This is a genomic window from Pseudoalteromonas sp. QJM3NY_22 (assembly GCF_056173065.1).
Map to the genome: position 1 here is coordinate 2,639,383 of NZ_CM149655.1, position 13,770 is coordinate 2,653,152.

Consider the following 13,770-nt stretch of genomic DNA (forward strand, 5'->3'; position numbering starts at 1 on the left):
GAGCATCCCCATGTCTAACATTCAGCTATTTAAATATTTCGAATCAATCGACGACCCTCGCCAACAAGGTAAAGTTGTTCATAAACTATTTGATATCATATTCTTAGCTGTTAGCGCTGTTGTTTCAGGCTGTCAGGGCTGGGAAGAGATTGAAGATTTTGGTCATGATAGACTAGATTGGCTCAGAAAATATGTTCTTCTTGAACAAGGGATCCCTCGCCATGACACAATTGCTCGTGTAATGAGCCGTATTGACATGACGCAATTCCAAGATTCCTTTTCTTCTTGGATGAAAGCCTGCTCCAAATTAACTCAAGGCGGTGTAGTTGCTATTGACGGTAAACGATTGAAAGGTTCATTTAATCAGTCAGATAGACGCGATGCGCTTTATATGATCAGTGCATTTGCATGCGAAAATGGTGTTGTTTTGGCACAATGCCCTGTTGATAAAAAGTCGAATGAAATAAAAGCGTTGCCAGAGCTGCTTGAATTATTAGAGATAAAAGGCTGCTTAGTAACGATTGACGCTATGGGGTGTCAAAAATCAATTGCAAAAAAAATAGTTGGTAAAGAAGCCGATTACTTACTTGCGGTAAAAGCAAACCATAAAAGGCTACTGTCACAAATAGAAGATGTGTTATTACCTGAGGTAGCACGACAAGCATCTGATGGGCTCTTGTTTAACGAAGCCGATTATCAAAAAAATAGAGAAGAATTTAGGTGCTGTGCAGTGAGCCATAACGTGAGCGGTTTATCAGAAACGATACACTGGGAAGGTGTAAAAACAGTGGGTGTTATTGTTTCTTATAGAAAAGAAAAAGGTAAATTAAGCAATGAGTTATGCTATAGATACTATATTAGTTCAGCGAATTTAACAGCGGAAGAACTCGCGAGAGGAGCACGACAACATTGGCAAATAGAAAATGGATTACATTGGCGTTTAGATGTAGGATTTAAAGAAGATGAGTGTCGAATTAGGCGCGAAGGTGCAGCACCTGTATTTGCGGGGCTGAGACACATCGCATTTAATCAGCTAAAAGCAGAAAAAAGTTTTAGTAAAGGCATGCCCGCAAAACAGAAAAAAGCTATGCGCAGTACAGCCTACCTTGAAAAGGTACTGAACGCATAGACTTTTTTCATGCTCTTGCCCTGATTAAAAACCCTAAATTCGGATAATAAGTGCAATTTCTCAGATTAGATGGTCAGCTGTTATAATTCGGCCATTCTCTCGCCAAAGGAAATTGCTTTAATGAAATATAAACAGCTGACACAAGCAGAAAGATACCAGATTTACGCGTTAATAAAAGCAGGAAATAACCAAAAACAGATAGCTGATGAACTCACTCGTTCACCGTCATCTATCTCTAGAGAGTTAAAACGCAATAAAGGGCTTAAAGGCTATCGACCTAACCAAGCCAATAATTTTGCAGAGCAAAGACGCAAGTCATCTTTCAAAGCAAGTAAGTTAACAGATGATGTTACTGACTGGATTAATAAATTGTTGGTTGACGGACTTTCGCCAGAGCAGGTGGCAGGCCGCTTAGCTTTAGAGAAAAAGGTCGTTTTGCATCATGAAACGATTTATCAATATATTTACAGAGACAAGGCTCGTGGTGGTGAACTACATAAGACACTCACTCGTGCATGTAAAAAGTATAAAAAACGCTATGGAAGCTACGATAAACGTGGACAGATAGTTAATCGAGTCAGTATTGATGAACGCCCAAGTATTGTGGATTCAAAGTCTAGGATTGGTGATTGGGAGGGCGATACAGTGATAGGCAAAGGGCGTAAAAATGCCCTTGTTACAATGGTTGAACGTAAAACGTTATATACAGTCGTTCACAGAATTGAAAGCAAGCATGCGAAAATAACAGCCGATGCGCTGATCAAGTGTATGACACCCTATAAAGGTAAGGTTATTACCGTGACTTTAGATAATGGAAAAGAGTTTGCTCACCATGAGCATATTGCACAAAAATTAGAAGCGGATGTGTATTTCGCTCACCCATATTCATCATGGGAGCGGGGCATAAATGAGAATACCAACGGCTTACTTAGACGCTTCTTCCCCAAGGGAACTGACTTTATGTCGCTAAGTGAAGCAGAAATACAGGCGGCAGTTGATAAGCTCAACCATCGGCCAAGAAAAACAAGAGGGTATAAAACCCCTCATGAGTTATTTACGGGGCAATCAGAAGTTCTGGTGGCTGCATAATGATTGCACTTAATACTTGAATTCAAGAACAACAAAAGATAAAATATTTATACAAATAAAACCGTAAATTTAAAAGCTAGTCATTAAGGTTGGTAAATTGATTAGTGTACGTTCAAGCCAATCATCAGGATGTGGCTCTGAAGGTGAAAGTAACTGGAATGGAGTCTAAAATCTTGAAAGGGGCTTTGTATGTATGAACGTCTGGACTAATTCTGGTGGGGGAGACATAATAAAACAAGTCTGTCATTAATCATATAATCTAAAAAAATTACCCTCCGATTTGGGATGTTATTATGGATATACATATACTTTTTATATTTTTATTACCGCTTATATCACCTTTTATTTGTATTAAAGTTTTTGAACTTTCTGGTAAAGAAACATTTGAAAGTTTTATAAATTACTATCTTTTATGGTTGTATTTTTTTGCTTTTGGTTCAACAAGCTCTTACATTATTACCTTAATATATTTAATTTTTAGTATTTTATTGTTAACTATACTTTCATATGAAAATTGTAAAATAAGAGTTATTAATTTAGGATATTACAAATTGTATCTTGGGCTATTTGGTAGCTTATTTTTGATATCAATAATATTTAACTATGATGGATTACAGTGGGTTAGTGCTAGCATGCTGCTATTACAGTGTATGTGTTTTGTGATCGAGCGAATATTAAATAATAACAACTCATATCATGATAATAAGGAAAGCTAACTGTAACTATTCAGCCACATTTTCAATAAATATATCAGGTAACTGATTTTTGAAGAGTAATTCAAGGGCTAGGCTTGCTGATACATGCTGTTTTCTGCAAGTCGAGAGGTAGCTTCTGATTAAACAAAACATCTCTGCACCTTGCATGCTTCTGAAGCACCCAGATATCTTTTGATGAACCTTGGTCATCCTAATATCATTCTCACCTTGGTTGTTGCTAAAAGGCACCGCTGTTTCCGTCATGAACCGTAAGACATCATCTTGATAATCTCTTAACCGCTCTAACAACGCTCTAGACTTTGTTCGTTTCAATCTGCCTCGCTGGCCTTTTACTCGGCTGTTTCTATCCGGTGGAGGGCATTTAATGTCACCTTGAGCCAATATTTGTTGATATTTCTCTATATAGTGAGCTTTTGTGTCTGCATCTAGCTCGGGGTTATCTATTTGATGTTTATTGATTTCAGTCAGTAGGGTTTGCAAATCCTTTGCCCATTGCATACCGTCTTGCTCCCATGCCCTTTCTAACTCTCGGATATGATGTGCATTACACAAGGCATGTTGGCACTGTGTATATTGATAATACGGTTTCCAGTGGTCGTGGCATAGTACCCCAGTAAAGTGAGGTAAAATATCGGCGTCATCCATCGCTATTTTCCCTCTTTTCTCATGCGGGTAAAAATACGTCCACCACGTCGTTGATGCACCATGAAGCCATCGTCGTTTACCACCTATATTAATCCCCGTTTCATCAACGTGTAAGGCTTGATAAGTCGTTTTCAGGGCTTTCTTGAGCGCGGCTTCTGCGCCGGAGGACTTTACCAAGGCCGCTGCTTGTTCATTAAAGTTAAATAAACTACCCGCACTGATTGGAATACCGAGTTGATCACAAAAATATTCTTCAATGCGGTTATAAGGGAGTAATTGATATTGGGATAGGTAAACTGCATGGGCTTTTACACCAACCCCATATTGAATAGGACTGTTAACGTCTTCTGGAAATTCACCAATAAAACGCTTACCTTGCTCATTTTCCAGAATTTGTGCTTGGTATTCAGTGACCACTTTCCTGATATCTATATCGACAACCTGTCGTTTTTGAAAGCCAATTTCACGGTAGTGACCTTTCGGTAAAAAATCACGTTCAACTAGGATGATTTTGATCTCATCAGGCGTCTGTGTTTGGGTTAGTGTTTTACCTGCACGGCCTTTTTGACCACCCGCTGACTTGGCTGATTTCTCTTTGTTTTGTTTTTTTCGGTTGATGTCTTTTGATGGCGGGATACTGCTATTGTTACTGTTAAGTCCTAATTTACTTGCTAACATAACAACGACAACCAGAATGAGTTCAATAGACATCTTCAGCGCAGGCGTGAGAGTTTTACCTTCTTGTAATTGAGCTTTGGTTTTCTCAACGATTTCGTCGATGTTGATGCTGTTTAAATTCATTGAAGCTAGGGCTATTAGGTCATAGCCCTAGCTTGGCATACTGGCGGGATCGGTCAATAGTTAAAAAAGATCCTTTGAAAATAATTTACCATGGTGAATAGTTACAGCTAACTTTCCTTTCTAGAATCTTATAATCTGATGTTTTTAGTATTACCCCAAATAAGAACACTCAAAAATACTTTATATTTAAAGGTTACACTAAAAACAGGAAAGGCCGAGTAAATTTAATTTACTCGGCCTTTTTGCTTTGACTATTTAGTTAGCGTGTTTTTATAACGACTCTACGCCCATGTTGTACAACGTAAAACCAAATATATCAGCGTACTGCTCAATTGTTTTACTCGTTGGTGTACCTGCACCATGCCCCGCATTGGTTTCTATGCGAATAAGCGTTGGATTATTACCTGTTTGCTTTGCTTGAAGCTCAGCGGCAAACTTAAACGAATGCGAAGGGACAACGCGGTCATCATGATCGCCAGTTGTGATCATAGTAGCTGGATACTCAACACCTGCTTTTACATTATGAAGTGGTGAATAACCTTTAATGTATTCAAACATTTCTTTGCTTTGCTCGCTCGTACCGTAGTCGTATGCCCAACCAGCGCCCGCAGTAAATGTATGGTAGCGCAGCATATCAAGTACGCCTACAGCAGGTAGAGCCACTTGAAATAAGTCTGGGCGCTGCGTCATCACTGCGCCAACTAACAAACCACCATTAGATCCACCGCGAAGTGCTAAGCGCTTTTTAGACGTGTACTTTTTATCTTTTAAGTACTCAGCTGCGGCAATAAAGTCGTCAAACACATTTTGCTTTTGCAATTTAGTGCCTGCATTGTGCCAGTCTTTACCGTACTCACCACCACCGCGAATATTAGCAACGGCGTACACACCACCTTGCTCAAGCCATACTGCATTAACGGGGCTAAAGCTTGGCGTTAAACTAATATTAAAACCACCGTAACCGTATAAAATTGTAGGGTTAGAACCATCAAGCTTAATGCCTGTTTTATAGGTAATTACCATCGGTATTTTAGTACCGTCTTTTGAGGTGTAAAACACTTGCTCAGACGTGTAATCATCACTATTAAAATCAATAGCCGACTTACGATAAACACCCGATTCACCCGTAGTTACGTCAAACGTATAAGTAGTACCTGGTGTTTTGTAGTTAGTGAACGAATAATAAAGCGTTGTTTGATCTTTTTTACCGCCAAAACCACCTGCAGTACCCACGCCTGGTAATGTAATCTCGCGAATTAGCTCGCCTTTTTTGTTGTACTGTTTTACCTGCGAAATCGCGTCAACCATGTAGTTGGCAAAAAAGGTATCGCCACCTTTTGTAAGGTTTAGTACGTTTTTGGTTTCAGGAATTAAATCAACCCAATTTTCAGGGCTTGGGTTGCTTGCATCAACCGTCACTACTTTTTTGTTTGGTGCATTAAGGTTAGTAACTAAAAACAGCTTGCTGCCTTCGTTATCAATCACTGATGTATCTGAATCAGTATTTCCAACAACCGTTACAAATTCACTGTTTTTCTTTGTTAAGTCCTTTATAAACAGCTTATTGCCTGAAGTAGATGTACTTGCCGAAATAAATAGGTAGCGGCCGTCATGAGTTACATCGGCGCCTACATAGCGATGTTTTTGCTCATCAGTTTCACCAAGTACAACACTATCAGCAGATTGTGCAGTACCTAGCTTATGGTAATACGCTTTATGCTGATCTGTTTTAGCCGAAAGTTCACTGCCTTTAGGTTTTTCGTAACTTGAATAATAAAAACCTTCGTTGCCTAACCAATCAATGCCACTAAATTTAACGTCAACAAGCGCTTCTTCAACTTGCTCTTTAGTATGTGCATCAATAACTATAATTTTACGCCAATCGCTGCCACCTTCAGATATTTGATATGCGAGCAATGAGCCATCTTTTGAAAACGATAAACCCGACATAGACGTCGTACCATCGTCACTAAACTTGTTTGGATCTAAAAATACTTCAACGTCGCCGCCATCTTTACTGCGGTACAAAACATATTGATTTTGCAGACCATCGTTTTTATAAAAATAGGTGTAATCACCTTCAGTAAAAGGAGGGCCTATTTTTTCGTAATTCATTAGTTTTTCAAGGCGCTGCTTTAACTTATCGCGATAAGGAATTTGTTCTAAATAAGAAAACGTTAAATTGTTTTGCGTTTTAACCCAATCGGCAGTTTCTCTGCTCATATCATCTTCAAGCCAACGATATGGGTCACTAACGGTTTCTTCAAAGTAGGTGTCTACGATATCGCCTTTTTTTGTTTCTGGGTATATAACTGCGTTAACTTGCTTCATAGGTGCTTTTACTTCTTCTTGAGTTAGCGTATTAGTTGGCTCTGAACAGCCGCTAAGCGCTACAATTACAGCACATGCTAGGGTTTGCTTAAACATGATGAACTTCGTTCTTATTTATTATCAATAGTGTATCTAAGTTATTAACTTTTAGCCCTTTTGTCTATTTAGATGCGTTAAGCGCCATTTATCGCTGTAAACAAATGTAAACTTACGCTTTAATAGCACAACTCTCATTAAAATAAAAAACAATAAAAGAGCACACTATGCAAAGTACAAACCCCACGTTTAAAAGCTTTAAAGCCTTCTACCCTTATTATTTAAAAGAGCACCGCAATGTTATTTGCCGCCGCTTACATTTTATAGGAAGTACACTTATTCTTGCTGTAAGCGCAATAGCATTAATAAAACAACAATACAGTTTATTATGGCTGTTACCTGTTATTGGATATGGATTTGCGTGGGTCGGGCATTTCTTTTTTGAAAAAAATCGCCCTGCTACTTTTAAACACCCTTTTTACAGTTTGTGGGGAGATTGGGTAATGTTTAAAGATATGCTTGTAGGAAAAATTAAATTTTAACACTATTTTTAGCACTCTTTTTTATACCAATTACTTATAAAAACAAAATTGCTTCATGCTTTAAAGTATAGGTTCTAATAAGTAGTACATAATTTATAACACACCTATTAAATGTTAATTTAGTTAACATTTAATAGGTGTGTTTGTATTTTATATTTTTAAAAATATTTATAGATCAACTGTTGTTTATTGTCAGCCCAATAAAAACGGCTCCCTACTCTAAATTAATTCAACCCATCAACCTCATCTTACCAGTTAATTAAACGTTAAATTTAACTTTTAAATATAATTCATTATCCATCAATTACTTAGCAATTACCTTCGCTATATAACTAAAACAATGATCATTATAAAAAACAACCAAATGTAATTATAAAAATCCTTAAATTAATTGAATGTTATTCAATTGACTGACTTTGTTAATTAAGTATATGTTCAAGGTAACAAAAAAGTTTATACCAATTCGCTTAATTAAGTGATCTATTTTGAGGATGGAAAAACGTGTTGATAGCTAGGCAAAAAATTCGCTATTAAGTTGTTCTCGGCAATTGCTCCTGCATTGCTCTACCTTCTGCATCCATGCAGTCGTAAATGAGAATTTTTTAATGCAGGTAGCGACACGTTTAGCCCCTAAAAATGATTAAGTATTATTGCGGCTTGGTATTATTAATCTTTTTGTACAAAACTAAAATAATTCAATGGGTATGGGGAAATACAGCATGAATAGAAAACCGTTATTTAAATTACAGCAATCGGTACCACAAATATTACTCGCAATGAGCGCGTCTGCTGCACTACTTGGTTCGCTCTCAGTAAATGCTGCAGAGCAAGACACTAAAGCAGAAGAAAACATCGAACAAATAAGCGTAATTGGCTCTCGCCGATTAGGCCGTACAGTAGAAGACAGCGCAGTACCCATCGATATAATTGGTGCAGATGCACTTAAAAATTCAGGCTTTACTGAAACGAATGCCCTGCTTAGCAGTTTATTACCCAGCTTTAACTTCCCACAAGCATCACTTACTGATGGCAGCGACCATGTACGCCCCGCTCAGCTTCGTGGCTTAGCACCCGATCACACACTAGTGCTTGTTAATGGCAAGCGCCGCCACAGTAATGCACTGCTTAACCTAAATGGCTCAACGGGTCGTGGTTCATCATCGGTTGATTTAAATGCGATACCAGCAAATGCTATTGCCCGCATTGAAGTATTACGTGATGGTGCAGCTGCGCAATATGGCTCTGATGCTATAGCCGGTGTTATTAATATTGTACTTAAAAGTGCCAGCAGCGGTGGCTCGTTTTCAGCAAACTACGGCGCAAACGTTACTGAAATGGATGGTGTACCACAGCTAAAATCAGTATCTGAAGGCAGTGATGGTGATTTAGCCTTTACCGAGGGTAGCGATCGCTCGTTAACCGACGGTCAAACATTAACCCTACAAGGTAATATGGGTTTTGAACTAGGCGATAATGGCTTTTTAAACATCTCAACAGAATACCGCGACCGCCATTCAACTAACCGCTCAGACTACGACCAACGTGAAAACTATGCACGATTAGAAGATGGCTCACTCGACCCACGCGAACTGACCGTAAATCGCTATAACCATAATTTTGGTAATGGCGATGTTGAAGACTTCTCTGTTTTTTACAACGCGGGTTACCAGTTAACAAACAACGCCGATTTATATTCATTTGGCTCTTACAGCAAACGTGAAGGTGAAGGTGGTGGTTTTTATCGTCGCGCAAGCGATAGTCGTAACGTAGAAGAGATTTATCCTGATGGTTTTTTACCGGTTATTACCTCAGATATAAATGACTTTTCATTAGCTCTGGGTGTTAAAGGCTTCGTAAGCGAATGGAATTACGATGTATCGGCCGTATATGGTCAAGATGCATTTGAATTTGGTGTTACCAACAGCTTAAATACTTCATACGGCCCTACTAGCCAAACAAGCTTTGATGCAGGAACACTTACCTACGATCAACTTACTTTAAACGTTGATTTTAGCCGCGAGGTAGACGTCAGCTTTTTAGAAAGCTCTGTAAACGTAGCTGTAGGTGCTGAGTATCGCCGCGAAGGATACCAAATAGATGCAGGCGAAGAAGCATCATATGCACAAGGCACATTTGGCCCAGGAGGCGCAGTAACCGACCCAGTTGATGGCCCATTTGGCGCAGCGGGGGCACAAGTATTCCCGGGGTTTACACCCGAATCCGAAGGTGATAATAGCCGTCATAACGTGAGCTTATATATAGACCTTGAAACTTACCTTACCGATGATTGGAACCTAACAGTTGCCGCTCGTTACGAGGATTACTCAGACTTTGGCGATACCGTTAATGGTAAAATTGCAACTCGTTACTCATTAACTGAAGACTTAGCACTACGCGCCTCTGTTTCTACTGGTTTTAGAGCACCTTCTTTGCAGCAGCAATACTTTACCTCAGTGGCCACTGTATTTGTTGATGGCGAACCAACCGAAACAGGTACCTTTGCACCAAGCAGCGATGTAGCAAAAGCACTGGGCTCACCGGGTCTTGATGCTGAAGAAGCCACAAACTACGGCGTTGGTTTTACATGGTCTACCGACTTTAATTTCAGCTTATCGGTTGATTACTACCAAATATTAATTGATGACCGCATTGTGCTATCAAACAACTTATCGGGCGCTGCTATTGAGCAACTTCTTGAAGGTACAGGCGCTAACCAAGGTCGTTTCTTCTTAAACGCAATTGACAGTAAAACGCGCGGTGTTGATGTTGTAGCTTCATATAATGTACCAACCGATGGTTACGGCGATGTTGCCTTTAACTTAGGTTATAACTACGGTAAAAATGAAGTTACCGATATAATTGACCCACCAGCAGCTCTGCAAGGTGCTGGGTTCGATCAAGACAACTTATTCTCTGGTAACGAACTACGTCGTTTTGAAGTAAGTACACCGCGTAATAAATACAATTTAAGTGCAACATGGAATATGGATCAATGGCGCACCACGCTTAGAACAACGCGTTACGGTGAAACACAAGACCCATCAGATAACCCAGAACGTAACGAAGTGCTTAAACCTAAATGGATAACTGACTTAGATGTGGCCTACTCGCTTACTAGCAACGTATCGCTGAGCTTAGGTGCTAATAACATTTTTGATGTTTACCCAGACGCAACCCGTGAAAATGTTGACGATTTAACAACCTTCTCGCGTTTATTTGCTTACTCTAGCTTCTCAGCGTATGGATTTAACGGACGCTACGTGTACGGTAAAATAGAAATGAAGTTCTAATTCGCTAAATTGTAAAACGACGTAAAAAGCCACCTAATTAAAGTTAATTAGGTGGCTTTTTTAATGGGTTAAATTAAAAACTAAATTTGTAACTATTCAGCCACATTTTCAATAAATATATCAGGTAACTGATTTTTGAAGAGTAACTCAAGGGCTAGGCTTGCTGATACATGCTGTTTTCTGCAAGTCGAGAGGTAGCTTCTGATTAAACAAAACATCTCTGCACCTTGCATGCTTCTGAAGCACCCAGATATCTTTTGATGAACCTTGGTCATCCTAATATCATTCTCACCCTGGTTGTTGCTAAAAGGCACCGCCGTTTCCGTCATGAACCGTAAGACATCATCTTGATAATCTCTTAACCGCTCTAACAACGCTCTAGACTTTGTTCGTTTCAATCTGCCTCGCTGGCCTTTTACTCGGCTGTTTTTATCCGGTGGAGGGCATTTAATGTCACCTTGAGCCAATATTTGTTGATATTTCTCTATATAGTGAGCTTTTGTGTCTGCATCTAGCTCGGGGTTATCTATTTGATGTTTATTGATTTCAGTCAGTAGGGTTTGCAAATCCTTTGCCCATTGCATACCGTCTTGCTCCCATGCCCTTTCTAACTCTCGGATATGATGTGCATTACACAAGGCATGTTGGCACTGTGTATATTGATAATACGGTTTCCAGTGGTCGTGGCATAGTACCCCAGTAAAGTGAGGTAAAATATCGGCGTCATCCATCGCTATTTTCCCTCTTTTCTCATGCGGGTAAAAATACGTCCACCACGTCGTTGATGCACCATGAAGCCATCGTCGTTTACCACCTATATTAATCCCCGTTTCATCAACGTGTAAGGCTTGATAAGTCGTTTTCAGGGCTTTCTTGAGCGCGGCTTCTGCGCCGGAGGACTTTACCAAGGCCGCTGCTTGTTCATTAAAGTTAAATAAACTACCCGCACTGATTGGAATACCGAGTTGATCACAAAAATATTCTTCAATGCGGTTGTAAGGGAGTAATTGATATTGGGATAGGTAAACTGCATGGGCTTTTACACCAACCCCATATTGAATAGGACTGTTAACGTCTTCTGGAAATTCACCAATAAAACGCTTACCTTGCTCATTTTCCAGAATTTGTGCTTGGTATTCAGTGACCACTTTTCTGATATCTATATCGACAACCTGTCGTTTTTGAAAGCCAATTTCACGGTAGTGACCTTTCGGTAAAAAATCACGTTCAACTAGGATGACTTTGATCTCATCAGGCGTCTGTGTTTGGGTTAGTGTTTTACCTGCTCGGCCTTTTTGACCACCCGCTGAGTTGGCTGATTTCTCTTTGTCTTGTTTTTTTCGGTTGATGTCTTTTGATGGCGGGATACTGCTATTGTTACTGTTAAGTCCTAATTTACTTGCCAACATAACAACGACAACCAGAATGAGTTCAATAGACATCTTCAGCGCAGGCGTGAGAGTTTTACCTTCTTGTAATTGAGCTTTGGTTTTCTCAACGATTTCGTCGATGTTGATGCTGTTTAAATTCATTGAAGCTAGGGCTATTAGGTCATAGCCCTATCTTGGCATACTGGCGGGATCGGTCAATAGTTAAAAAAGTTCCTTTGAAAATAATTTACCATGGTGAATAGTTACCTAAATTTTAGTTAACCAGCCATGTTTGTCTTCACTTTTACCCCATTGAATATCGTTCAATGCTTGGCGAAGGCGCGCAGTCGTTGGGCCTGGCTCGCCAGTACCTACTTTGTATTCTTTATCGTTATGAATAAACGTCCCCACAGCAGTTAGTACAGCTGCAGTGCCCGAAAGCGCGGCTTCAGTACCTGGTTTAGCAGCACGTTCTAGTAGCTCAGTAACGCTAAAGTTACGCTCGCTTACCGTCATACCTAAATCTTTGGCTATGGTTAAAATACTATTACGCGTTACACCATGTAAAAACGTGCTATCAAGCGCTTTAGTAATAATTTCGTTGCCATCAATTAAAATAAAGTTAGCAGCACCGGTTTCTTGTACGTCGCCACCTGGGCAAAATAAAATTTGATCGGCTTGATACTTTATACGTGCAGCGCTAATAGGTGCTAGTGCACTGGCGTAGTTACCACCACTTTTTACCATACCCATGTGCGGAGCGCAGCGCATGCCATCTTCTTCAAGCAGTACACGCAGTGCAGTTGCACCACCGGCAAAGTAATCACCTACTGGCGATAATAACGTGTACAAAAGCGAGCTCATTGATGGCGCTGCCGCTTTACCAATGGCAGCCTCAGTACCAATGTGCGTTGGGCGAATATACATAGAGCCCGGCGGTAATGGCGTTTCATTTGCGTATTCGCGCATAATATCGATAATCATCGTTTTTAGCATATCACTGTCAAAACTCGGTAAGCTTAATAGCGCTGAGCTTTGTTGCATGCGTGCAATGTTTGCATCCATTCTAAAAAGATAAACAGAACCATCTTCATGGCGAAAGGCTTTTAAGCCTTCAAAACATGTACTTGAATAATGAAGAACGTGCGCACCAGCATGAAGTTCAAGTTTATCGCAAGGAACAATTGAGCTTTCGCTCCATTTATTATCAGAAAAACGAGCTTGAATCATCTGCGGCATAAACACGGTACCAAATGCGGCCATTTTAATCTCTCTTGTGTGGTCTATTTTCCTCCATTGTATGACAATCACACGCTATTTAACCATAGCTAAAGTAAGGCTTTTTTAATTAACTATGAGAAATTTTTGCAAGTGCTGTTTACTAATTAACCTGAGTTCTGCTTAAGCGATAACTAATGCGTTAAGCTCTACGTCAGTTAAATTAAGGTGTGGCTTCTTTTCTTTCAAGCAATAAGCCACCAATCCAGCGACTAAATTCAACATAAAGCCGTTCATACTCCGATGTCTTGAATGTTCAATGAAGGATATGTTCTTGAGCTGGTCATTAATTGTTTCGATTATAAAGCGTTTTGAAAGCATTGCTCTATCCCATAATGACATCGCTTTTGCCTTCATATTTTTGCGAACCGTCGTAATGAGCTTTACCCCTTTATCGAGTAAATCGGCTTCTAAAGCTTTACTTAAATACCCTTTGTCACCATATAACAGACATTGATCAGACCAATTTCAAAAATTTCGATTTAATTTAAACGCTTAATTCTCTTTAATTTGATAAAATAACATCTCAACTTTGAGGTGTAT

The 13,770-nt window shown here is 39.6% G+C and carries 8 protein-coding genes and 1 pseudogene; 4 read left to right on the forward strand and 5 right to left on the reverse strand.

Translation table 11 applies throughout. The features are described from left to right. The first annotated feature begins 10 nt into the window (after window positions 1-10). Together AC0VZ4_RS12015 and AC0VZ4_RS12020 are read left to right on the forward strand one after the other, a co-directional pair. Entirely contained in the window at window positions 11-1,129 is a 1,119-nt protein-coding gene (locus tag AC0VZ4_RS12015) for an ISAs1 family transposase (RefSeq protein ID WP_007378406.1), read from the forward strand. 120 nt (window positions 1,130-1,249) lie between these two features. Further along, window positions 1,250-2,218 (forward strand): IS30 family transposase, encoded by a 969-nt coding sequence (locus AC0VZ4_RS12020; protein ID WP_475441477.1) that lies wholly within the window; start codon window positions 1,250-1,252, stop codon window positions 2,216-2,218. Window positions 2,219-2,940: 722 nt separating this feature from the next. On the opposite strand, the gene tnpC (AC0VZ4_RS12025) is transcribed toward AC0VZ4_RS12020, so the two are convergent. Together tnpC (AC0VZ4_RS12025) and AC0VZ4_RS12030 are read right to left on the reverse strand one after the other, a co-directional pair. After that, complete coding sequence (gene tnpC / locus AC0VZ4_RS12025) at window positions 2,941-4,380, reverse strand: IS66 family transposase (RefSeq protein ID WP_475439674.1); 1,440 nt, start codon at window positions 4,378-4,380, stop codon at window positions 2,941-2,943. Window positions 4,381-4,650: 270 nt separating this feature from the next. Beyond that, window positions 4,651-6,807: a prolyl oligopeptidase family serine peptidase gene (locus AC0VZ4_RS12030; protein ID WP_475439779.1), complete on the reverse strand. Its 2,157-nt coding sequence runs from the start codon at window positions 6,805-6,807 to the stop codon at window positions 4,651-4,653. Between the two features lie 167 nt (window positions 6,808-6,974). Here AC0VZ4_RS12030 and AC0VZ4_RS12035 point away from each other — a divergent pair, with 167 nt between their 5' ends. Further along, window positions 6,975-7,289, forward strand: coding sequence for an Mpo1-like protein (locus AC0VZ4_RS12035; RefSeq protein ID WP_475439780.1), 315 nt, complete (start codon window positions 6,975-6,977; stop codon window positions 7,287-7,289). A gap of 719 nt (window positions 7,290-8,008) precedes the next feature. After that, window positions 8,009-10,579 carry a TonB-dependent receptor plug domain-containing protein gene (locus tag AC0VZ4_RS12040; protein WP_475439781.1) on the forward strand — a complete coding sequence of 857 codons (2,571 nt, stop codon included), beginning with the start codon at window positions 8,009-8,011 and terminating at the stop codon, window positions 10,577-10,579. A gap of 92 nt (window positions 10,580-10,671) precedes the next feature. On the opposite strand, the gene tnpC (AC0VZ4_RS12045) is transcribed toward AC0VZ4_RS12040, so the two are convergent. The 3 genes and pseudogenes from tnpC (AC0VZ4_RS12045) to AC0VZ4_RS12055 form a co-directional block, all read right to left on the reverse strand. After that, window positions 10,672-12,111 carry an IS66 family transposase gene (gene tnpC / locus AC0VZ4_RS12045; protein ID WP_475439782.1) on the reverse strand — a complete coding sequence of 480 codons (1,440 nt, stop codon included), beginning with the start codon at window positions 12,109-12,111 and terminating at the stop codon, window positions 10,672-10,674. A 105-nt stretch (window positions 12,112-12,216) separates the two neighbouring features. Next, window positions 12,217-13,218 (reverse strand): branched-chain amino acid aminotransferase, encoded by a 1,002-nt coding sequence (locus AC0VZ4_RS12050; RefSeq protein ID WP_475441649.1) that lies wholly within the window; start codon window positions 13,216-13,218, stop codon window positions 12,217-12,219. Window positions 13,219-13,350: 132 nt separating this feature from the next. Beyond that, window positions 13,351-13,674: pseudogene (locus AC0VZ4_RS12055) on the reverse strand (transposase); the annotation flags it as partial. Between the last annotated feature and the right edge of the window lie 96 nt (window positions 13,675-13,770).